Source organism: Calidithermus chliarophilus DSM 9957, assembly GCF_000430045.1.
Lineage (GTDB): Bacteria > Deinococcota > Deinococci > Deinococcales > Thermaceae > Calidithermus > Calidithermus chliarophilus.
Genome location: NZ_KE387023.1, coordinates 1,670,221 through 1,690,412 on the forward strand (window position 1 = coordinate 1,670,221; position 20,192 = coordinate 1,690,412).

Here is a 20,192-nt window from a genome sequence, read left to right on the forward strand (position 1 = left end):
CCCGCATGGAATTGCATGAGGAAGCCGTTTTTGCACCCTTCAGGCAGGGCCAAGGCCTCTCGGGCAGGCCGGGAGGGCTCAGATCTCGTCCTTGGCGAGGTCGTTGAAGCGCACGTGCTGGGCGTGGAATTGCAGGTCCACGGTCCCGGTGGGGCCGTTGCGCTGCTTGCCCACGATGATCTCGGCGATGCCCGCCTTCTCGGAGTGGGGGTTGTAGTAGTCGTCGCGGTAGATAAACAGCACCAGGTCGGCGTCTTGCTCGATGGAGTTGTGCACGATGATGTTGTTGGCGACGAAGTTGTGCGGGCCGGGGACCGTGAGGTCGAAGACCTCTTCCTCCCCGGCCGCCTCGACGGACACCACTTTATCCCAGTAAATGTCACCGCCGGCTATGCGCTCGAGCGCTTGCGACCCCGGGGCCTTCGCCATCCGCAGGGCGCGCTCGCGGCTCAGGTTTTGCTTGAAGAGGGTCGTGCCCGAGTAGGCCGTGCTCAGGGCCCGGTGCAATTCCCGGTGGGAAAGGCCCGAGACCGCCAGGTCGGTCCGCGCGGGGTGTAGCCACAGCTCGAGCGGGATCACGTCCCGGTTGGTGTTTTCCGGGCGGGCCTCTAGGTAAGCCTCGACCTGCGCCAGGGCCTGGCGCTTGTAGCTGCCCACAGCCCCGACCTCGCGCGCGAAGCGCAACAGGCTGGAGCGGCCGCTGACGATGACGTGGAACTGGTCGCGCCCCTTGCCCTTCTGCGGCAGGCGCTTGAGCCGGGAGTTGATCCCCAGGCTCAGCAGCAGGGTTTGCACGTCCAGGGCCAACCGCTCGCTGCTGCTGGCGTAGTAGACGGCGGGGTAGGGGGACTTGCCCTGCCGCAGGAGGACGCAACCGTCCGTAGACCACAGGTGCCGCAGGAAGCGGGCGATCGCGGGGGCGGGCTGGGTGAACACCTGCTCGGGGACCCGCTTCTCGTGAGAACGCAGGCCCCACACCCCCAGCGCCTCGAGCCACGCCGCGACCGGGTTGCGCCTGCCCCGTCCCAGCCGTTGCGCCGCGCTCAGGTAGACCTGCAACCACCTGCGCTCGGGCTTGATCCTGGGGACGATGGCTTCGCCGAACACCGCTCGAGCCAGCTCGGCTACGGTTTGCGCCAGGTCGGGCTCGCGGGTGGTGTACTGCAGGGCATGGCGCGGCAGGGTGCAGCCGTCGCCGATCAGGTGGCCCAGCAAAGCCAGTTCTTCGTCGCGGAGGCTTTGCTGGCGGGAGGAGGCCAGCTTACGCGGCAGAGCCAGGTAGTCGCCCACGGCCAGCTCGTCCAGCCGCTTCCAGCCTCGCGCGGTGAGGAACTTGTGGTTGGCCGTCGCACGGATGCGGCGTCCGAGCCGGGTGGTGAGGGCGAACACCGGCTTCACGCCGGTGGAGAAGGCCCGGCTCACCCGGGCGGGCTCGAGCTTTTGGGTGGTCTCGTCGAGCGCGAGCACCTCGAAACCGCTCTTCCCGACGAGCTCACGGATGGGCTGCCTCGAGCCGTCGGCCAACTGCACCAGGGTGTCGCCGGTGAGGCAGCCCGATTCCCTGAGGTCTGAGAGCATGGGGCGTTTGTTGGGGCGGGCCTCCACCGCGCGCGAGAGCTGCGAGAGGGCGATGACGGGCACCTCGAGCTCGCGCGCGAGGTTCTTCAGCCCGCGCGAGATCTGCGCGATCTCCTGCTGGCGGTTCTCCCCGGCGTTCTTGCCGTTGTTGGGGCCCGACATGAGCTGGAGGTAGTCGATGACGATGAGCCCGAGCTTCTGCTGCGCCCGCAGGCGGCGCGAGCGCGAGCGCAGCTCCATGAGCGTCATGTCCGGGGTGTCGTCGATCATGATGGGGGCCTCGGAGATGCGCCCGGCCACGTCGACGAGCCTGGAGAAGTCCCGGTCGGTGAGCTGCCCCTGCCGCAGGCGGTTCATGTCGATGCGGGCCTCGGAGCACATCATGCGCGTCACGAGCTGCACGGCCGGCATCTCCAGCGAGAAGATGGCGACGCCGAGCCCCTCGCGCAGCGCGACGTTCTGGGCGATGGTGAGGGCGAAGGCGGTCTTGCCCATCGAGGGGCGCGCGGCGATGATGTTCAGCGACCCCGGCCCCAAGCCCCCCAGCATCGAGTCCAGCTCGCGGAAGCCGCAGCGGATGCCCTCGGTCTGGCCCTGGTTCTCGTAGAGCATCTGGATGTGCTCGAAGGTCTCGTGAACCAGGTCGCGCATGCTCTGGAACTCGGTCTTGCCGCCCTGGAGCGAGACCTCGAGCACCTTGCGCCCGGCGCTGTCGAGGATGTCCTCGAGGCTGCCCGCCTCCTCGTAGGCCATGCGCATGGCCTCGCCGGCGGCGTTGATCAGCTTGCGCAGCGTCCACTTCTCCGCGACGATGCGGCCGTAGTAGTCGGCGTAAGCCGCCGTGGGCGTGGTCTCGGAGAGCCCCACGAGGTAGGACAGGCCGCCCACCTCGTCGAGCTCGCCGCGCGTGCGCAGCTCGTCGGAGAGCGTCACCAGGTCGATGGGCTCGTTGCGGGCGCGCAGGTGTTCCATGGCCAGCCAGATCTTGCGGTGGCCTTCCTTGTAAAACGCCTCCGCACTCAAGGAGCCCTCGAGCCGGTCCAGGACTTCGCTGTCGAGCAGCACCGAACCCAGCACGCTGGCTTCGGCCTCGAGGTTGTGGGGAGGGATGCGACCTTCCATAAGCACGGCGCTCCTCAGGATGGACCCGGAGCGGAGCCTAGTCTACCGGCTTGACAGGCCTGCTTTGAAGGCCGAAGTGACCCGGGCGTACTTGCCAAGAAGGAGGCCCTTTGCTATATTGGCTTTCGCTCTGTTGAGCGCGGCTCGACGAGCCACGTTCCACGGTAGCTCAGTCGGTAGAGCGGTCGGCTGTTAACCGATTGGTCGCAGGTTCGAGTCCTGCCCGTGGAGCCAGATCAGCCCGAGGCCAAAGGCCTCGGGTTTGTTTTTATACCGGATTCAAAAAGATAATCATCCAAACCAAAGACCCCCAGAGGCTATCTTTTTGAATCCTAGAGTACTCCCTTCGGTCGGGTTAGTTCGCCGCCGTTCGGCGCCGAACTAACCGAATCTGGTATTACGATTGCTCTTCGCCCGGCGCCGGGTCGGGGCTCGACGCGGCGCGCTGATCCGAGGCGGGAGGCGACGAAAAAAGCCCCCGGAAGGGGGCTTTTTCACGGATCGGGAAAGGGTCAGTTCAGCTCCTCGCCCCAGGCGTCCTCGAAGAGGGCGCGGGCCTTGTCGAGGCTGATCTCCATGACCTGGGCGATCTCCTCGGCCAGCAGGTGCATGGCGCGGCGGAAGGCCTGGCGGTCGAGGTCGGGGAGGCCCTTCTCGAGGTCCCAGGCGCGGAGCTGGCCCGCGAGGGTGGCGATGCGGTGGGGGTCGCCCTCGGCCAGGATCTCGGTGGTCTTGCGGTGGCGGGCGGCCCACTGGCGGGGCAGGGGCAGGCGGCCTTCGCGCAGGAGGTGGAGGATCTGCGGGATTTCGTCGGGGCCCAGCGCCGGGCGCATTCGGGTGGTCTGCGGAGCTTCTACGGGCACATAGGCTTTAGAGCGGGTGCCGGGGAAGTCCACCTGGTAGTAGTCGCGTTCGTTGCCCGAAACGGTCCGCTGCGCGATCCCCGATACCACACCTACGCCATAAGGCGGCAGAACAACCTTATCCCCAGGACGATATTCTTTCACCGACGACTCCTTTCGCGAGCACCTAGAGCTGTTCAGGTGCGAGGTTGTGCTTCACCGTGATACCCACGCTACAGGCCGTTCCCCCAAAAAACAGGCGCGGGCAAGATGACCGGCCCGCACCGAAAGGACTGGGTTGTAAAGCGCGATCGGGGAAACTGGGGTGCTGCGGAGCAGCGACAGCTTGGCGATGACGGATTTGGGTAGAAAAACTGCCTGTAGGGTGGCCTCGAGCGTTGTCTCACGGTTGTAGGCAAGTCGAGACACCACGGTCACGCCCATAAATATACCATGACAACCCCCCCTTTGTATGAGAACCCGGCTCCGGCACCCGGCGAAATGGGGCAAGAAATATGTTCAGAACGGATTTTCGTAGCGATTGTCCGTGACGGAGGAAGAGGGGTAAAACTGAGAATCTGTAATTTAGAAAGCAATTGTTTGGAAAAGTCACTTTCCCCTAGAAAGGGACAAAAATCCTCCCGAAACCAGGCGATCCGGCCGGCATCTTGTGGGCTCGAGCCGGGGCTGGATGGGGAGCTAGACCGTCGGGGCAAAGCCCCGCCGTGGGCCAATGACCTTGCGAGCGGGCCTCGAGCCGCTATATTAGGGCTCGTGCCATCGGGTCGGGTTCACGAAGCGATTAACCTCAGCGTTTTAGGGCTGGGCAGCGCCGCCTACCTGGCGATGAAGAAGTCCGTGGGCGTCGAAGACCCCGTGGCCCTGGCCTTCGCGGCGAGCTACTGCATAGGAACCTTTCTCATCACCCCAGACCTGGACCTGGCCGAGCAGGGCGTGCGGGCCAAGGGCCGCTGGGGCCTGCTGGGGTGGCTGTGGGTCCCTTACGGGCTCATGTTCTCCCACCGGGGCCTCTCCCACACCTGGCTGGTGGGCCCCGTGACGCGCCTGGCATACCTCGCGCTGCTGGGCGCCGCGCTGTTCTGGGCAGGCGACGGCCTGCTGCGCTACCTGGGCGTCTCGCTCAACCTGCAAGGCCGCATCGCCGTCCCCCCCCAGGAAATCCTCTGGGCTTCGGCGATCGGGTACTACGTCTCGCAGTGGCTCCACCTCGTCGCCGACGGCATGTGGCCCGACTTCCCGCGCCGCCCCCGCCGCCTGCGCCGCTAGGAAGCTTCTAGCTGTCAGCCGTCAGCGGTAGGCTCGTGGCCTGTGGCGCTCGAGGTCTAGGGTCGAGAGTCTAGGGTCTAGGGCTAAGGCGTACGACGTACGACGCAGGACGTACGACGCTGGGCGCAGGACGTACGACCCGCGCCCGGCTATCAGCTATCGGCTATCGACCATCGACTACAATCGCGGAGTGCGACCTTCCGCCGAGTACTGGATCAAGCGCCTCGGACTCCAGCCCCACCCCGAAGGGGGCTACTACACCGAGACCTACCGTGCCGCCCAGACCCTGCCCGACGGCCGCCCGGTGGCGACGGAGATCTATTTCCTGCTCGAGCACGACAACTTCTCGGCCCTGCACCGGCTGAACTCCGACGAGACGTGGCACTTCTACACGGGCGACGGCCTGACGGTGCACCTCATCGAGCCCGGGGGGGCGTACCGCACCCTGAACCTGGGCCCCGACCCCACACAGGGCCAGACCTTTCAGGGGGTGGTCCCGGCGGGCTGCTGGTTCGGCGCGACGGTGGATGCACCGGGGGGCTACGCCCTGGTGGGCTGTACGGTGGCCCCGGCCTTCGACTTCGCCGACTTCGAGCTGGCCGAGCGCGAGGCCCTGAGCCGGCTCTACCCCCAGCACCGCGCCCTCATCGAGCGCCTGACTCGAGGTTGAGCCGTGGCGACCCGCTCCCTCCCCACGACGCGCCTGGCGGTCACGACGGTGTTCTTCGTGTGCGGGCTGGTCACGGCCGCGTGGGTGGCCCGCATCCCGGCGATCAAGGAGGGCCTCGAGCTGAGCGCGGGCACGCTGGGCCTGGCGCTCACCGGGATGCCCATCGGGCTGGTGCTGGCGATGCCCGTGACGGGCTGGACCATCGCCCGGGCGGGCAGCCGCAGCGTGGTGATCTGGTCCTCCTTCGCCTTCAGCCTGATCCTGCCCCTGCTGGGCCTCGTGCCCAGCGCCTTGTGGCTGTGGCTCGTCCTGCTGGCCTTCGGCTTCGCCAGCGCGGCCATGGACATCTCGATGAACGCGCAGGCGGTGGAGGTGGAGAGGGCCTACAAGCGGCCCATCATGTCCAACTTCCACGCCTTCTTCAGCCTGGGGGGGCTGGTAGGGGCCGTCCTGGGGGGCTGGGCAGCGGGCGTGGGGATGGGGCCGCTGGCCTTCTTCCTGCTGAGCGCGCTTGGCTCGAGCCTGCTCCTGCTGTGGGCCATGCGCCACCTGCTGGCGGCGACGCTCGAGGCGGGCGCCCCCGGCTTCGCCGTCCCCCGCAACGCCGTGCTGCTGGGGCTGGGGGTGATCATCTTCTGCACCGGGCTGGGGGAGGGGGCCATGGCCGACTGGAGCGCGGTCTACCTGCGCGAGGCCATCGGGACCAGCGAGGCGCTGGCCGCCTGGGGCTACGGGGCCTTCTCGCTGGCGATGGTGCTGGGCCGCCTCAGCGGCGACTGGCTCACCCACCGCGTGGGCCCGGTGCGGCTGGCCCGGGTGGGCGGCCTGCTGGCGGCGGCGGGGCTGGGCGGGGCACTGTTGGCCCAGGGCCCGGTTCCCGTGCTGCTGGGCTTCGTGCTGGTGGGGCTGGGCTACTGCACGCTGTTCCCGCTGGTGTTCAGCGCGGCGGGCCGGGTGGAGGGGGTACACCCCGGCGTGGCCCTGGCCTCGGTAGCGACCCTGGGCTACCTCGGCTTCCTGGCCGGGCCGCCCCTCATCGGCTGGATCGCCCAGATCAGCTCGCTGCGCTTCTCCTTCGCGGTGGTGGCGGTGCTGGCGCTGTGCATCACCGCGCTGGCCGGGCTGCTGGGGCGCTCGAGGGCTTCGTAGCGGGCTTCGCGCCCCCCGCCTTGCCCAGCGTCTTCCAGTCGCGGTCGCGCAGCAGCACCAGCGGGTTGATCACCCGCTCGTCGCCGCTCCACCAGCTCCCGTAGACGCCGAAGTGCAGGTGGGGCGGGGTGGTGCGGGCGTTGCCGGTGTTGCCCACGTAGCCCAGCACCGTGCTGGTCGTGACCTCGTCGCCCTCCTCGAGGCCCTTGGCGTAGGCGTCGAGGTGGGCGTAGTAGTAGCGCCGCCCGCCCGGCCCCAGCACGTAGACGTAGTTGCCCCCGAGCTGCCCGTAGCCCATCCGCACCACCACGCCCTCGGTGGCCGAATAGACCGGGGTGCCCCTGGGGGCGAAGATGTCCTGCCCCTCGTGCTGGCGCCCGCCCGAGCGGGGCGCCCCGAAGGTGTCGGCCACCTGGCGCACCCGCACCCCACGCACCGGCATCAGGATCTCCTCGTCGGGCGGCAGGCTGTACATGCGGGCATAGCCCGTGAAGGGCTCCCACAGCGGGGGCTGGGGCTCCTCCTGGGCTTCGGGGATGGTGGGCGCGGGGGCCTGCGGGGGTTCGGCCGAGGACTCCTCGAGCAGCACGCACGAGGACAGCAGAAAGCACAGGCTGAGCAACAACGGGCGCATTATCCTACGAGGGTAGCGTTTTCCGGGCGAGAATAGTGAAGCCCAGAGGGCGTTGGGGCACAATGCCTGGGCCTCCCACCCTCCGGGGCCCACCCGGCTTATGCTGGGGCCGATGCGTCCCGCCGCGTGGGTCTTGGTGCTGGGCCTGACCGCGACGGCCCTGGGCCTGGCGCAGACCGCCCCGCCGGGCGACGTGCGCGAGGAAGCCGTCACCTACCTGAGCGACGGGCTGCGGGTCAAGGCCCGGGTGTTCTGGCCCGCCGGGGAAGGCCCCCGCCCGGCGGTGCTGTTCAACCACGGCGGGGTCAGCGGGCTCTCCGAGGGCACCCTGGACCGCTGCCGCGAGCTGGCGCAGGCCGGTTACGTGGTCTTCGCCAGCAGCTACCGGGGCGAGGACGGGTCGGAGGGGGTGGTCGAGGTCGCCAAGGGCGAGGTCAACGACGTGCTGGCGGGCCTCGAGTGGCTCCGCAAACACCCCCGCGTCGACCCCGGGCGCATCGGCGCCGTGGGCACCAGCCACGGGGCGCTGGTGAGCCTTCTGGCGGCCTCCCGCACGGACCGCATCAAGGCCCTGGTTTTCGCCTACGGCGTGGCCGACATCTACGCCTGGTACGCCTACCTGCGGCGCACCGGCCAGCTCGGCAACGACGCGCTCACCCGCCGCACCTACGGCGACGGCCCGCAGTCCCGGCCCGAGAGCTTCCGCATCCGGCACGGGCTGGGCGCGGTCGCGAAGCTCCCCCCTTCGATGCCGGTGCTCATCCTGCAAGGGGCCAAGGACACGGTGGTGCCCCTCGAGCAGGCCCAGGCGCTCGCCAAGGCCCTCGAGGCCCGCCAGCAGCCTTACCGGCTCCTGGTCTACCCCAACAGCGCCCACGGCTTCTTAATCAACCGCAAGACCCTGCGCAAGCAGGGCGAGGGGTCGGCGGCCTACCGGGAGTCGTTACAGGCGTGGGACGCGCTGTTGGGGTTCCTGCGGGAGAATCTTTGAGGTTGCGATGGTCGATAGCCGATAGCCGGGCGCGGGTCGTACGTCCTACGTCGTACGTCATACGCAAAACGCAAAACGCCAGATGCGGGACGCAAAACGCAAGACGCCTTAGCCCTCGGCTCTCGACCCTCGACGGCGGTTCACCACGAGCCTCCCGCTTTTCGCTGACGGCTGACGGCCTAAAGGCCGTGAATGGCAGGCGCGTTGCCGTGAGGTATCAGCTCCGCGGTGCGGGTGTCGCCCTGGGGGGTCAGGCGCACTTCGAGGCTGTCCGGGAAGACCTCGGGTTTTCCCCACTCCACCAGCACGCAGCGGGCTTCGGGGAGGTAGTCCTCGAGGCCCAGGCTGAAGAGTTCCTCCTGGTCGGCCAGGCGGTAGGCGTCGATGTGGACGATGGGGCCCTGGGGGGTGGGGTACTCGTGGATGAGGGTGTAGGTGGGGCTGGTCACCTCGCCCCCGAAGCCCAGCGCCTCGGCCAGGAACTTCACCAGCGTGGTCTTGCCCGCACCCATCGGGCCGGTGAGCAGCACCAGGGCCCCTTCGGGCAGGGCCTGGGCCAGCTTGCGTGCGAAGCGGCGGGTGGACTCGAGGTCGGCGAGCAGCACGCGGCTAGCTTATCGCAGGACGGCGGGCGGCTGTGACGGCTTCGCACCCGGGGGCTCGAGGATTGCCTAGGATATGAGAGGTTATGTAAGCGACCCACAGCTAAAGCAGTGGGCTTCCAGGGACAGGATTATGCCGAATAGCACTCTCCGCTTCCCCCAGGTGCGGCCGGCTTACAGCAGCCCAGCGGGGTTGCCCCGCCGCGAAATGGTTTGCGTCATGGGCAAACAGCCGTTTCTCCCGATAGGCGATACGCCGGTGGAGTGCCTTGCAGCCCCGGCAAAAACCATCGCCCCATTCTACACGATGGTTTGGCGACCCCGCACCGCTCTGCGAGCGGCTTTCGTTTCCTCCCAGGGCTAAAGCCACTGGGTTTCCTCGAAAGGTTTCTATGAAAAGACCACGACGTTCCCGATCGATCACCCTCGCCGCCACCTTCACGGCCGGGCTGACCCTCAGCGCCTGCGACTACAACAGCCCCGACGGCGCGCGCTACGCGACGTACCAGGAGTGCGTGGCGGAGTTCGGCGAGGACTACTGCGAGGACGGCCGCGACGGCTTTTATTACTCCCACTACTACTATTCCGGGGGTTACGTCTACGGCTACGACCGGCGCACGGGCAAGTACCAGATCGTCCCGCGCGGCTCGGGCATCTACTCCAACACCAACATGGCCCCCACCCGGGCCCTGAGCGTGCGGACCGGGGGGTTCGGCTCCTCGGCCAGCGGCGTCTCCCTGGGCGGGTGAGCCGCGATGCGCCGCTACCCCTCCAAGCCGCGCCCCGACTGGAAGCGCAAGGTTGAGGCGCTGGGCTTCGACTTCCACACCCACGAAGAGATGAACCCGCCTGTGACGTACTGGAACGAGTCGGCCTGCTACGTCTTCACCACCGAGGAGATCGACCGCCTCGAGGAGGACACCGCCACCCTGCACCAGATGTGCCTCGAGGCCGTTGGGCACGTCGTCGCCAAGGAGCGCTACGCCGACCTCGCCATCCCCGAGGCCTTCTGGCCGCTCATCGAGCAGTCGTGGCGGGCGCAGGACTTCACCCTCTACGGGCGCTTCGACCTGGCCTACGACACCCGCCAGCGGCCCAAGCTGCTGGAGTACAACGCCGACACCCCCACCAGCCTCGTCGAGGCCGCGGTGGTGCAGTGGTTCTGGAAGGAAGAGGTCTGGCCCGAGTTCGACCAGTGGAACCGCGTGCACGAGGCCCTGATCGAGCAGTGGCAGAAGTTGCCGCCGGGCCTCACCCACTTCGCCTACTTCGCGGGCTCGCTCGAGGACCAGCGCACCGTGGAGTACCTCGCCGACACCGCCACCCAGGCCGGGCACTCCGCCAAGACCATCCCCATCGACCAGGTGGGCTGGGACACGGCCAAGCTCCACTTCACCGACCAGCACGACCTCAAGATCGAGCGCATGTTCAAGCTCTACCCCTGGGAGTGGTGGGTCCACGAGGCCTTCGGGGAGTACCTGCTGGGCAAGCCCTTCCAGCCCATCGAGCCGGCCTGGAAGATGGTCCTGTCCAACAAGGGCATCCTCGCCGTCTTGTGGGAGCTCTTCCCCGGCCACCCCAACCTGCTGCCCGCCTCCTTCGACCCCGGCAAGATCTCGGGTGCGATGGTCCGCAAGCCGCTGCTCTCGCGCGAGGGGGCCAACGTGAGCCTGTACGGCGACAGCCTCGGCATCGGCGCCCCCGACACCAAGCTGCTCGAGACCCTCGGCCCCTACGGCGAGGAGGGCTACGTCTACCAGGAGTTCTGGCCGCTGGCCGAGTTCGACGGGCAGCGGGCAGTGCTGGGGAGCTGGATCGTCGGCGACGAGCCCGCCGGCCTGGGGATCCGCGAGGACGAGCACCTCATCACCCAGAACGCCTCGAGGTTCGTCCCCCACATCATCGAAGCCTAGATGCCTGTAGGAGAAGTCATGACCCAAACCGACAACGTCGAGTTCATCCGCTTCTACGCCCCGCAGTTCGCCGCGCTGGGCCTGGCCCTGGCCGGGCTGCTCGCGGTGCTGGCCGTGAGCCTCAAGCGCCGCTACGGCCACCTCAAGCCGGTCCTGGTGGACATCCTGGACGGGGGCGACACCCAGACCTCCGCCGCCCGGTGGGGGGTGCGGGTGCTGGCCCTGCTCACCATCGGCAGCGTGCTGGCGCTGGTGCTCGAGACCGAGCCCTCCATCTACCTCTCCTACGGCGGCGTGCTCATGGCCGTCGAGGTGCTGTGCCTGGCCATCTTCACCGCCGAGCTGCTGCTGCGGCTGTGGCTGGCCCCCGAGATCACCCGCGACCCCAACCGCCTGCGGGCCGCCGTGCGCTACCTGCTGAGCCCCATGGGCCTGGTGGACCTGCTGACGGTGGTCCCGGGGTGGCTCTTCTTCTTCCCCGGCTCCGAGCAACTCGCCACCTTCCGCATCCTGCGGCTGCTGCGCCTGCTCAAGCTGGGCCAGTACGCCGGGGTCATCGCCCTGCTCGACGACGTGGTGCGCCGCAAGCGCACCCTGCTCTTCGCCACCTTCAGCCTGGCCTTCATCATCCTGGTGGGGGCGAGCGCGCTGATGTACGCCCTCGAGGGCGGCCTCCAGCCCGAAAAGCTCGGCAGCATCCCCCAGGCCATGTGGTGGGGCGTGGTCACGATGGCGACCATCGGCTACGGCGACGTGACCCCCGTGACCGTGATGGGCAAGGTGCTGGCCGGGGTCGTGGCCTTCACCGGCATCGGGCTGTTCGCACTGCCCACCGCCATCCTCGCCACCGGCCTGATCGAGGAGGCCACCGCCCGCAACCGCGTGGACGACCCCTGCTACCTCGCCCTCAAGGCCCTCTACCAGGCCGAAGGCGCCGACCCCGTCGAGCGGGCGCGGCTCCTGGAACGGGCCCGGATCGCGCTCGAGGCCCGCGAGCGGGAGCTGGGGCTCGAGGCTCCCGCCCGGGAGCACCCCCGCCCGGGGGCCTGAGCCCCCGCCCCTCCGTCCTGCTCCCTTGTGCGGGGGCCCGGGAGGGGCTACCGTAAGACGATGCCGCGCAGGGTCCGGGCCGGTGGCGTGGGAACGGGACGGGGAAGGTTCAGCCGGGTGCGGGGGCAGCCCTTCGGATGAGCGAGGTTCCCCGGCCCGTCGTGCTCGAGGGGTTCATCCCGCTCGAGAACGCCCGCCTGTTCTACCGCGACGTCGGGCAGGGGCAACCCGTCGTCGTCCTGCACGGCGGGCCGGATTTCGACCACACCTACCTGCTCCCCGACACGGACCGCCTGGCCCGCTCGTACCGCCTCATCTACTACGACCAGCGAGGGCGCGGGAGGTCGGCGGCCGGGGTGCGGCCCGAGGACGTGTCGCTCCGCTCGGACGTCGAGGACCTGGAGAGCCTGCGGGCCCATTTCCGGCTGGAGTCCGTCGCGCTCCTGGGCCACTCCTGGGGCGGCCTTCTGGCCATGGAGTACGCGCTCCGGCACCCCCAGCGCGTGTCGCACCTGATCCTGGTCAACACCGCCCCCGCCTCGCACGGCGACTACCTGTTGTTCCGGCGGGAGCTGCCCGGCAAGCGAACCGCCACCGACCTGGAAAAGCTCGGCTCCCGACCCGCCGACCCCCGGTACCAGGACGGCGACCCCGACGTGGTCGCCGAGTACTACCGCAGCCATTTCCGGGCCGCCCTGCGGCAACCCGAGCACCTGGAAAGGCTCGTCCAGAGCCTGCGCTCGAGCTTCACCCGCGAAGGCGTCCTGAAGGCGAGGGCCATCGAGGAGCGGCTCATGGAGGACACCTGGCTTTCCGGCACGTACGACCTGCTCCCCCGGCTCGAGCACCTCCGCGTCCCCACCTTGCTCATCCACGGGGAGCACGACTTCATCCCCCTGCAGTGCGCGGCCCGCGTGGCCGAGGCCATCCCCGGCGCCCGGCTCACCGTCCTGAGGGGTTGCGGCCACTTCGCGTACATGGAAGCTCCGGAGGAATTCCGGCGGGCAATCGCGGATTTCTTCGCGGCAGACGATTTTTAAGGACGTAAAAGCTCGAGCCCGCGAGCCGGGTCTGGTATGGTCATCGGGTAGTCCGTAGCGCTTGTCCGAGGGGGTCATATGAACTCAAAGCCGGTCTACGTCCTGGGCTCCGGAGCCATCGGCTTCCCGCTGGCGGCCTACCTCGCCAGGGCCGGAAGGCCGGTGGTCGCCGTTCGCACCCGCAGCCCGCACGTGCCGAGGGGCACCGTCACCGTGAGCGTGGACGACGGCGCCGAGCGCGTGAGCGCCGAGGTAGAGACGGTCTCGCTGTCGGGGCTGGGGGGCCTCGAGGGGACGATGGTGGTGGCCTCGAAGTCCTACGCCAACCCCGCGATCGCCCGTGAGCTGGCCGGCAAGGCGGCGAAAGGCCCCGTCGTGATCCTTCAGAACGGGGTCGGCGTGGAGAAACCTTTCCTCGAGGCCGGCTTCCCCACCGTCCTCCGCTGCGTCCTCTACGCCACCGGCCAGGCCCTCTCCGAGCACGAGTTCCGCTTCCGCCCCATCGCCTCCTCGCCCATCGGCGTCGTGAGCGGGACCCAGCCGGACCTGCAAGCCTGCGTCGCGGCGCTGCACACCGCGCCCTTCCCCTTCCACGCCGAGGCCAACATCCAGCGTGAGGTCTGGAAGAAGGCGATCATCAACTCGGTCTTCAACTCCGTCTGCCCGCTGCTCGAGGTGGACAACGGCATATTCGTGCGCTCGGAGGCGGCGGCCGGTCTGGCGCTCGAGGTGGTGCGGGAGTGCCTGGCGGTGGCCGACCGGCTCGGCCTGGGCCTGAGCGAGGCCGAGGTGATGGAGCAGATCCTGCGGATCAGCCGGGGGTCCGACGGGCAGCTCATCTCGACGCTACAGGACATCCGCAACGGCCGCCCGACCGAGATCGAGTCGCTCAACCTCGAGATCGCGCGGGTGGCGGCCTCGCTGGAGCCCCCGGTCCCGCTCCCCAGGGTCGAGCTGCTGGGCCGGATGGTGCTGCTGAAGTCGCTGCAAAGGGCAGGGAAGGGCACCCGCCCGGCCGCGGGCTGAGCCCCGGGCGGCCCGCCTCAGGCGGTTTCGTACTCGAGCCCTACCACCTTCAGCACCTGCTCGCCCCGGGCCGTCTTCAGCCGCGCCTCCTCGCCCACCCTGCGCCCCATCAGCGCGCGGGCGATGGGCGCGGTGAAGGCCACCCGGCCCGTCGTCGCGTCGGCTTCGTCTACCCCCACGATGGTCAGGCGGTGCTCCTCGCCCGCGGCGGTGCGCACCGTCACCGTGGCCCCGAAGCGCACCTCGTCGGGCGGCCCGCCGCCGGGCGTGACCACCTGGGCGCTCGAGAGCCGTTCCTCGAGCGCCTCGATCCGGCCCTGCACCCCGGCGAGCTGCCGGGGGTCGGACAGCACCCGCTCGCGCTCGGCCATCAGCTCGGCCAGCTCGGCCTCGAGCAACGCGTAGCCTCGAGGCGTGACCAGGTTGGGGGTGCCGGGCGGCAGGGGGGCCCTCGAGGGGACGATGACCTCCTCGCCGGAAGCGTCTTCTTTGATGAAAGCTCTGCTCATGGCTCGAACCTCGCGGTCGTCTTCCTCGAAACTAAGCCCTTAGCCTGATTGTGCACTGATCGGGCTGTTCGCGTGGCGCCTCGAGCCGAGGCCCCCGCCGCTCAGGCCTTGCCTTGAGCTTAGCCAGAAAAAGTTGTATAGTTGAAAACTTATGACCGAATCCGAGATCATCCGATACATCACCGAGTCCTTCGCCGGTGTCGAGGTTGCGACCGTGAACGGGGACAGCTATTTCTTCTACGACCCCGAGCGCAAGTTCCCCTTCGCCACCCTGGTCACCAGCAACGCCCACGACCAGGCCTCCGACCTCGACCGGCCTGGGGTTTTCCGCCTGAACATCGGCGTCGGGAGCGACACTTACCGCTCCATGTTCGGCCAACAGCCCCCCTTCCCGAGGGACGGCGGGATCGTGAACACCGGCCACGACTTCACCGCGCTCGACCGGATCATGCCCCACCCCGTCTACGCGGCGATGTCCTGGGTCTGCGTGCTCAACCCCGGCGAGGCCACGCTCGAGACCGTGAAGCGGCTGCTCGAGGAGGCGTACGAGCTGGACGTAAAAAAGCACGCGAAACGGAAACCTCCTGCTGGAGCGTGAGCAGGAGCCTAGGAAAGGGTTGGTTGAATCGCGCTTTTAGCTTTCGTGAGGGAGGTTAGGGCGTGCGCGATAATGTTTCTGCTTCCGTGTCGTACCGGAATGCAAAGCCCGGCGAGATCATCACCTTCGGTAGTTATCCACAGACCGCGGATGGCACGGACAGAACGCCCATAAAGTGGCGGGTGCTGCAAAACTCCGGCAGCGAGCTGTTCATCCTGAGTGAGGATATTTTGGAGTGCAAGCGGTATCACGCTGAGTACGCGGATGTCACTTGGCAGGACTGTGACTTGCGAAAGTGGCTGAACGAGGAGTTTTATACCGCCGCGTTCGATGACGATGAGAAGAGACTCATCCGGACGACACGCTGTACGGACAACGGAGATGGTAGCCCGGACACCGAGGACAAGGTTTTTTTGCTCAGCGTTGCCGAGGTACAGCGGCTGACCCATGTGCTCGGCAAGGATTTTCGCCGTACGGTGGGAACTGAGTTCGCCAAGGTAAAAAAAGCGGACGGCTGTCATCTGTACGTGATGGACAAAAATGTCGAGGCTGACTACATAACCGAAAACGGCAGGAAATATGGCTGCTCGTGGTGGTGGCTGAGAACCCGAGGAAGCAGCCCGTCGCGTGCGTTTTTCGTCGGCACCCGTGCCAGCATCCGCGGCTATGCTCGAGTCAACCTTGCCCGCAACGGCGTGCGCCCCGCTGTAAAGCTGGATTTACAGGGCTAGATATTTAGGTATTTGATACTGTAATCCCCCCAATGAAATGATGTCCCACGGGTCGTGCTAGCAGCTAAAACGAGAATTGGGCGGTGAGGAACACAAATGATACTACCCAAGATTCGAGACCCCAGGTTTATTACCCTACGTCGCGGCGGCACTCTGCAAGACGCCCATCACCGTCTGCTTGCTTTGTGGGCGGCGGCTTGCGCCGAGCATGTGTTGCACTTGTTCGAGGCGGTGCAGCCCTCAGACCCTCGGCCTCGCCAAGCCATAGAACATGTTCGGGCGTGGACTCGAGGCGAAATCAAAATGATGGAGGCCCGTGCGGCGGGTGGCCGTGCCATGTCTGCGGCAAGAGTGTTGAGCGGAGCTGCCCGCTACGCCGCGTATGCTGCGGGTCAGGCGGCTGTGACAGCCCATGTCGCAGCACACGAGTTGGGGGCGGCGGCCTACGCGATCAAGGCGGCGCGTGCGGCGGCTCCTAAGGATCAGCAGCAAGAAGCGGGCCGCCTCGAGTGTCAGTGGCAGAGGGCACAGCTCCCTGACGAGATTCGAGAACTCGTGCTCGACGACCAGAGGCTACGCAACGAGATCTGCTGGTTCGTATTTGATGGCTGACCGGCTCGCTCCGACTGCGAGACGGCTGCTGACCCGATAATCAACGGTTGACGAAATGTCCAAAACCCAGTACCTTGCTATAACAAGGTAGCTTGCCATATGGATAGTGAGAAGTTCAATTCACTGCGGAAAGGTTTGCTCGAGTTCCTAATCCTCGGAATTATCTCGTCGGGGAAAGTCTACGCCGCAGATATTCTTCAGCGTCTGCGGGCGACCGACTTTGCCACTCAAGAGGGCACGCTCTACCCACTCCTGAGCAAGATGCGCCGCGAGGGGCTGCTGGATTACGAGTGGCAGGAGTCGGGCTCGGGGCCACCTCGCAAATACTACGAACTCACAAGCGCGGGCCGAAAGCAATTAGCCGATTTTCGCGCCTATTGGAAGTCTCTAACCCAGCTTATCGAGCAGATAGGAGAACGAAAATGAAAAAGGTAATCAATATCAGTTTGAGCGGTCACCCTAACATGTTTCAAGCAGACGAGGCGGCTTATGACGTGCTCCGGCAGTACCTCGAGCGGGCTCGAGCGCGGCTGAAAAATGATCCAGACCGCGAAGAGGTCATTCGGGATTTGGAGCAGTCCATTGCCGAGAAACTTGCTGTCGTGGTGGGTTCAGGCGTGGAGGTCATGGGCATCGCCGATGTCAACGCGGTGCTCGAGGAGATAGGCGCAGTGGACGGGGACAAAGGAAGCGGCTTTGCAGACACTGCAGACCAGCCTCCCCGCCGTCGCCTGTGTCGGATCAAAGAAGGACAGCAGATTGCGGGGGTCTGTCAAGGGTTGTCGGCTTACTCGAGCGTCCGCGTGGACTGGGTTCGTCTGGTCTTTCTGCTGCTGGCAACTTCCACGGCGGGGGTGGGCGCACTGGCGTATGTGGTTATGATGTTTGCCCTACCCATAGTTTCAACACGGGAAGAGTATTTTGCGGCTAATCGGGATCAAGCAGGGCAAATGTGAGCGGGTGGTTATCAGTTACGGCGCACGGTGTTGTCACCGCGCGCCACTCAGAGCTTAGTCCTTGTACGGGTCGAACTCGTTGGCCCCGGCCATCACCACGATCAAAGGGCGCAGGGTGTGCAGCACCTCGACGGTCTTGCCCTGGGCCTCGAGCACCTCCGGCAGGCGGCGGTACACGTGGGGGCTCTCGTCGAGGCCGCCCCCGCGCAGGGTCACGCCCTTCTGCTTGAGCCACTTCTTCATCGCCCCCTGGGTGACCTGCCCCGGCTGGAGGATCTTCCCGGTCTTACGGTCCACCTTGCCGAGGGCCTGGCGACGGCTCATCACCCGGCCCGCGCCGTGGACGGTGGAGAAGAGCGCAGCTTCCTGCAGGGTGCGGGTTTCGGGGTCGGGGTCGGGGGTGCCCTGCAGGATCACGGCGTCGTCGCCCATGCTGCCGCCCACGAAGCCCTTCTGGCCGGGGAAGGCGGGGGTTGCGCCCTTGCGGACGACCACGTACTCCTCACCGCCGTGAGTCTCCTTCCAGGCGAAATTGTGGTGGTTGTGGACGAGCTCGAGCTCCCGCCCGCCCAAAATCTGCACCACCTTGCGGGCCACCCACTCCCGGCCCACGTAGGCGTAGCGCCCGGCGAGGTTCATGAGGGCCCAGTAGGCCTGGCCGAGTTCGGAGCTGAGGTCGAGCAGCGCCTCCACCTCGGCGCCCCTCGAGCCCCACGGGCGGTTCTGGGAGAGGGCCATGAAGCCCGAGGCCACGGTGTGCCCCAGGCCCCTCGAGCCGAAGTGCACGCCCACCCAGACGCGGGCCTGCTCGTCCAGGGCATCGCTTCCGCGACCGGCAGGGCCGGAAACCTCGGCGAACACGTCCACGTAGTGGTTACCCGAGCCCACGGTGCCGAGCTGGGCGCGGGCCTTCTCGCGCAGGGCCTCGCGCTCGCCCTTGCCGGGGATGGCCTCCCAGGCCGGGTCCTCGAAGAGGGGGTCGTTCACGGGGGCATCGTCCGACTTGTTGGAGCGCCCGATGCCGAAGGAGATGGTGCTGGCGATCTCGTCGGCGAGGGCCTCGAGGTGAGGCTGGATCTGCTCGAGCCTCAGGTCGGTGCGGATGGCGGCGTTGCCGCAGTTGTGCACCACGACGCCCTGGGCGTAGAAGCAGTGCGCCGGGTCCCGGGTGGCGATGTCGTAGACGCAGGTTTCGCGGCCGGCCTCTACGGACTCGATGCTCAGCCAGCATATTTCCCCGCTGTGGTTGGGCTGGGGCTTCGCGGTTGTGGAAAGACGCGGCTTGCCCCGGGTGCCGTAGATGGCGTGGTAGACGAACTCCTCCGGGACGCCATAAGCCTGGCTCACCTGCCGGGTGATCTCCCGCCAGTGAACCCCCTGGGCCTTCAGCGAGCGGGCCTGATCCCGAGCCGCTTCGCGCTTGCGCACCAGGCGCTGGCTCTCCCAAGCGATGCTGGCTACTCGCGCCGCCGCGGCACGGCGCTCGAGGGAGTAGCAGAACCCTACCGTTTCCAGGAAGCGCAGTTGGGCTTCCTGACCGCCGAGGACTTGGGTGCTGTAACCGGACCTGCCGTTGGCGAAGCGCTCGGTGGTCACGACGGAAGCCTCGAAGCCCAGCGAGGCCAGCAGCCGCGCGAGGAAGCGGCTCGAGGCGTCGTCGTGCCCGACGTGCTTGACCTGGAGGTTCGGGATCGTGCCGCTCTTGCCCACCCGGGGGGTGGACATGTCGGCGCTGCAAAAACCGGACAGGAATTGGGCCCGCAGCCACCCGGGCAGGGCGAACAGCCAGGGCATGGGGTCGGCGGGCCACGCCTTCTTGCCGCCGGGAACGCCCAGTCCACGCAGCGCGCGGTGCAGGGTCGTCGAGTCTACGTAGACGTGAAATTCCTCGCGGCGGGCGTTGGGCCGCAGGCGGCGGTGCACCCGGGGCTGGAGGCCCAGCCGGGCGAGGTCGTGCTGGAGGCTCTGGGCGTCGTGGGGGTGATAGGCGTACCAGGAGGCCCGCTTGCCGTCGGCGCTGAGGTGGCCGTCGCCGCAGAGGAAGCCCATCAAGCGCAGCAAGGGGGCCAGGCGGGGGTCTTTGGCCTCGTGGGGCAGCCCCAGGTCGCGCCCTTCCGCAGGCATCGGTATGGAGCCGCTGGGCTCCTCGTAGGGCATCCCCACGAAGGGGTTGCAGGCGACCCGGTCCTCCGGGCCGAGTTGCCCGGCCTCTTTCCATCCTTCCAGGGTGAGCACCTGGTGGTCGGGGGTGAGCTCGAGGAGGCGCCCGTTGCTCAGCCGCAGCCGCAGGGTGGGCCTCCGCCCGGTCAGCACGTGGCCGGAGTGGGCGGAGGCGGGGCGGGAGTTGAAGCCGTCCCACAGGCTGATGGGGTGGTGGGGCAGCACGCGTTCGATCGGCAGGGAGTACCCGTCGGCGGTGGTGACCAGGCTCCCCTGGGCGATGCAGGCGATGTCGAAACCAACGCCCGCCACCGAGACCTTGTCGCGGTAGGCCGCTACCCCTCCGATGGGCATGATGTAGCCCACGTGCGAGTCGGCGCATAGCACCGCCCGCTCAGCCCTTTCGTAAACCTGGCGGATCTGGCCTATGGTTTCCCTGTCGGGGTTTCCGAAGATGACGATCCCGTTTTCAATCCGCATCGATGTGCGTCTCGCTTTCGATAAAGGTCTTGATGAGCTCGGTGATCCGCTGAGGTTGCGTACGTATTTCACTCTCCCAAACCACCAAGACGCGAATTCCTGCTTCGGCCAATTTCTGGATCCTCCGGGCGTCCTTATGCCATTTCTGTGCTGCCGTCATCTTATACCGGATTCAAAAAGATAATCATCCAACCCAGAACCCTGGAGGCTATCTTTTTGAATCCTAGAGCACACCCCTCCCT

21 protein-coding genes and 1 tRNA gene are annotated in these 20,192 nt (G+C 67.1%); 15 read left to right on the top strand and 7 right to left on the bottom strand.

The genetic code is table 11. The features are described from left to right. Positions 1–78: 78 nt before the first annotated feature. Positions 79–2,700 carry a replicative DNA helicase gene (locus MEICH_RS0108200; protein WP_027892205.1) on the bottom strand — a complete coding sequence of 874 codons (2,622 nt, stop codon included), beginning with the start codon at positions 2,698–2,700 and terminating at the stop codon, positions 79–81. A gap of 158 nt (positions 2,701–2,858) precedes the next feature. On the opposite strand from MEICH_RS0108200, the gene MEICH_RS0108205 reads away from it, so the two are divergent. Next, positions 2,859–2,934: transfer RNA gene (locus tag MEICH_RS0108205), tRNA-Asn, on the top strand. A 278-nt stretch (positions 2,935–3,212) separates the two neighbouring features. Here MEICH_RS0108205 and MEICH_RS0108210 read toward each other — a convergent pair. Further along, positions 3,213–3,707 carry a CarD family transcriptional regulator gene (locus tag MEICH_RS0108210; protein WP_027892206.1) on the bottom strand — a complete coding sequence of 165 codons (495 nt, stop codon included), beginning with the start codon at positions 3,705–3,707 and terminating at the stop codon, positions 3,213–3,215. Between the two features lie 51 nt (positions 3,708–3,758). Next, the gene (locus tag MEICH_RS29255; protein ID WP_169730641.1) at positions 3,759–3,980 is read right to left on the bottom strand and encodes a hypothetical protein; all 222 of its coding nucleotides are present in this window, start codon (positions 3,978–3,980) and stop codon (positions 3,759–3,761) included. A 336-nt stretch (positions 3,981–4,316) separates the two neighbouring features. On the opposite strand from MEICH_RS29255, the gene MEICH_RS0108215 reads away from it, so the two are divergent. The 3 genes from MEICH_RS0108215 (at position 4,317) to MEICH_RS0108225 (ending at position 6,648) form a co-directional block, all read left to right on the top strand. Then, positions 4,317–4,829, top strand: a complete 513-nt coding sequence (locus MEICH_RS0108215) for a metal-binding protein (protein WP_027892207.1) — start codon at positions 4,317–4,319, stop codon at positions 4,827–4,829. Between the two features lie 190 nt (positions 4,830–5,019). Next, positions 5,020–5,499 carry a cupin domain-containing protein gene (locus MEICH_RS0108220; RefSeq protein WP_027892208.1) on the top strand — a complete coding sequence of 160 codons (480 nt, stop codon included), beginning with the start codon at positions 5,020–5,022 and terminating at the stop codon, positions 5,497–5,499. Between the two features lie 3 nt (positions 5,500–5,502). Then, a complete protein-coding gene (locus MEICH_RS0108225) occupies positions 5,503–6,648 on the top strand; it encodes an MFS transporter (RefSeq protein WP_027892209.1) in 1,146 nt (381 codons plus the stop codon). Here the strand turns inward: MEICH_RS0108225 and MEICH_RS27900 are convergent. After that, the gene (locus MEICH_RS27900; RefSeq protein WP_084542236.1) at positions 6,605–7,282 is read right to left on the bottom strand and encodes a M23 family metallopeptidase; all 678 of its coding nucleotides are present in this window, start codon (positions 7,280–7,282) and stop codon (positions 6,605–6,607) included. The two genes, MEICH_RS0108225 and MEICH_RS27900, sit on opposite strands and share 44 nt — an antisense overlap. Before the next feature lie 112 nt (positions 7,283–7,394). Between MEICH_RS27900 and MEICH_RS0108235 the strand changes: the two genes are divergently transcribed. Then, the gene (locus MEICH_RS0108235) at positions 7,395–8,273 is read left to right on the top strand and encodes an alpha/beta hydrolase family protein (protein ID WP_027892210.1); all 879 of its coding nucleotides are present in this window, start codon (positions 7,395–7,397) and stop codon (positions 8,271–8,273) included. Positions 8,274–8,452: 179 nt separating this feature from the next. On the opposite strand, the gene tsaE is transcribed toward MEICH_RS0108235, so the two are convergent. Further along, a complete protein-coding gene (gene tsaE / locus MEICH_RS0108240) occupies positions 8,453–8,878 on the bottom strand; it encodes a tRNA (adenosine(37)-N6)-threonylcarbamoyltransferase complex ATPase subunit type 1 TsaE (RefSeq protein ID WP_027892211.1) in 426 nt (141 codons plus the stop codon). A gap of 389 nt (positions 8,879–9,267) precedes the next feature. Between tsaE and MEICH_RS0108245 the strand changes: the two genes are divergently transcribed. The 5 genes from MEICH_RS0108245 (at position 9,268) to MEICH_RS24285 (ending at position 13,904) form a co-directional block, all read left to right on the top strand. Then, positions 9,268–9,624, top strand: a complete 357-nt coding sequence (locus MEICH_RS0108245; protein ID WP_027892212.1) for a hypothetical protein — start codon at positions 9,268–9,270, stop codon at positions 9,622–9,624. A 6-nt stretch (positions 9,625–9,630) separates the two neighbouring features. Beyond that, entirely contained in the window at positions 9,631–10,788 is a 1,158-nt protein-coding gene (locus tag MEICH_RS0108250) for a glutathionylspermidine synthase family protein (RefSeq protein ID WP_027892213.1), read from the top strand. A gap of 18 nt (positions 10,789–10,806) precedes the next feature. After that, positions 10,807–11,838 carry an ion transporter gene (locus MEICH_RS24275; RefSeq protein WP_051304049.1) on the top strand — a complete coding sequence of 344 codons (1,032 nt, stop codon included), beginning with the start codon at positions 10,807–10,809 and terminating at the stop codon, positions 11,836–11,838. 137 nt (positions 11,839–11,975) lie between these two features. Next, on the top strand, positions 11,976–12,878 hold the full coding sequence (locus tag MEICH_RS27050) for an alpha/beta fold hydrolase (protein WP_051304050.1): 903 nt from the start codon (positions 11,976–11,978) through the stop codon (positions 12,876–12,878). A gap of 78 nt (positions 12,879–12,956) precedes the next feature. Then, positions 12,957–13,904 carry a ketopantoate reductase family protein gene (locus MEICH_RS24285; protein WP_036218462.1) on the top strand — a complete coding sequence of 316 codons (948 nt, stop codon included), beginning with the start codon at positions 12,957–12,959 and terminating at the stop codon, positions 13,902–13,904. A gap of 17 nt (positions 13,905–13,921) precedes the next feature. On the opposite strand, the gene MEICH_RS0108270 is transcribed toward MEICH_RS24285, so the two are convergent. Continuing rightward, positions 13,922–14,413 carry a GreA/GreB family elongation factor gene (locus MEICH_RS0108270; protein WP_027892214.1) on the bottom strand — a complete coding sequence of 164 codons (492 nt, stop codon included), beginning with the start codon at positions 14,411–14,413 and terminating at the stop codon, positions 13,922–13,924. 151 nt (positions 14,414–14,564) lie between these two features. Between MEICH_RS0108270 and MEICH_RS0108275 the strand changes: the two genes are divergently transcribed. The 5 genes from MEICH_RS0108275 to MEICH_RS24290 all read left to right on the top strand — a co-directional run bounded on the left by MEICH_RS0108275 (position 14,565) and on the right by MEICH_RS24290 (position 17,310). Continuing rightward, the gene (locus MEICH_RS0108275) at positions 14,565–15,011 is read left to right on the top strand and encodes a DUF6194 family protein (protein WP_027892215.1); all 447 of its coding nucleotides are present in this window, start codon (positions 14,565–14,567) and stop codon (positions 15,009–15,011) included. 62 nt (positions 15,012–15,073) lie between these two features. Then, positions 15,074–15,742: a DUF6273 domain-containing protein gene (locus MEICH_RS0108280; RefSeq protein WP_027892216.1), complete on the top strand. Its 669-nt coding sequence runs from the start codon at positions 15,074–15,076 to the stop codon at positions 15,740–15,742. A gap of 96 nt (positions 15,743–15,838) precedes the next feature. Next, on the top strand, positions 15,839–16,354 hold the full coding sequence (locus tag MEICH_RS30665) for a putative immunity protein (RefSeq protein WP_027892217.1): 516 nt from the start codon (positions 15,839–15,841) through the stop codon (positions 16,352–16,354). Between the two features lie 99 nt (positions 16,355–16,453). Further along, positions 16,454–16,780 (top strand): PadR family transcriptional regulator, encoded by a 327-nt coding sequence (locus MEICH_RS0108290; protein ID WP_027892218.1) that lies wholly within the window; start codon positions 16,454–16,456, stop codon positions 16,778–16,780. Further along, positions 16,777–17,310, top strand: coding sequence for a PspC domain-containing protein (locus tag MEICH_RS24290; RefSeq protein WP_051304051.1), 534 nt, complete (start codon positions 16,777–16,779; stop codon positions 17,308–17,310). The genes MEICH_RS0108290 and MEICH_RS24290 overlap by 4 nt, the downstream gene beginning before the upstream one ends. Before the next feature lie 54 nt (positions 17,311–17,364). Here the strand turns inward: MEICH_RS24290 and MEICH_RS27910 are convergent, their stop codons facing one another. Beyond that, entirely contained in the window at positions 17,365–19,950 is a 2,586-nt protein-coding gene (locus MEICH_RS27910) for an RtcB family protein (RefSeq protein ID WP_245587633.1), read from the bottom strand. Positions 19,951–20,192 lie beyond the last annotated feature (242 nt).

Bases quoted from the DNA above. Each gene is read 5' to 3' on its own strand.
- MEICH_RS0108245 (WP_027892212.1), top strand. From the start codon at position 9,268: ATGAAAAGACCACGACGTTCCCGATCGATCACCCTCGCCGCCACCTTC.
- MEICH_RS27910 (WP_245587633.1), bottom strand. From the start codon at position 19,950: ATGCGGATTGAAAACGGGATCGTCATCTTCGGAAACCCCGACAGGGAA.
- MEICH_RS0108250 (WP_027892213.1), top strand. From the start codon at position 9,631: ATGCGCCGCTACCCCTCCAAGCCGCGCCCCGACTGGAAGCGCAAGGTT.
- MEICH_RS27050 (WP_051304050.1), top strand. From the start codon at position 11,976: ATGAGCGAGGTTCCCCGGCCCGTCGTGCTCGAGGGGTTCATCCCGCTC.
- MEICH_RS0108290 (WP_027892218.1), top strand. From the start codon at position 16,454: ATGGATAGTGAGAAGTTCAATTCACTGCGGAAAGGTTTGCTCGAGTTC.
- MEICH_RS0108270 (WP_027892214.1), bottom strand. From the start codon at position 14,413: ATGAGCAGAGCTTTCATCAAAGAAGACGCTTCCGGCGAGGAGGTCATC.
- MEICH_RS27900 (WP_084542236.1), bottom strand. From the start codon at position 7,282: ATGCGCCCGTTGTTGCTCAGCCTGTGCTTTCTGCTGTCCTCGTGCGTG.
- MEICH_RS24290 (WP_051304051.1), top strand. From the start codon at position 16,777: ATGAAAAAGGTAATCAATATCAGTTTGAGCGGTCACCCTAACATGTTT.
- MEICH_RS24275 (WP_051304049.1), top strand. From the start codon at position 10,807: ATGACCCAAACCGACAACGTCGAGTTCATCCGCTTCTACGCCCCGCAG.
- MEICH_RS0108200 (WP_027892205.1), bottom strand. From the start codon at position 2,700: ATGGAAGGTCGCATCCCTCCCCACAACCTCGAGGCCGAAGCCAGCGTG.
- MEICH_RS24285 (WP_036218462.1), top strand. From the start codon at position 12,957: ATGAACTCAAAGCCGGTCTACGTCCTGGGCTCCGGAGCCATCGGCTTC.
- MEICH_RS0108235 (WP_027892210.1), top strand. From the start codon at position 7,395: ATGCGTCCCGCCGCGTGGGTCTTGGTGCTGGGCCTGACCGCGACGGCC.
- MEICH_RS30665 (WP_027892217.1), top strand. From the start codon at position 15,839: ATGATACTACCCAAGATTCGAGACCCCAGGTTTATTACCCTACGTCGC.
- MEICH_RS0108275 (WP_027892215.1), top strand. From the start codon at position 14,565: ATGACCGAATCCGAGATCATCCGATACATCACCGAGTCCTTCGCCGGT.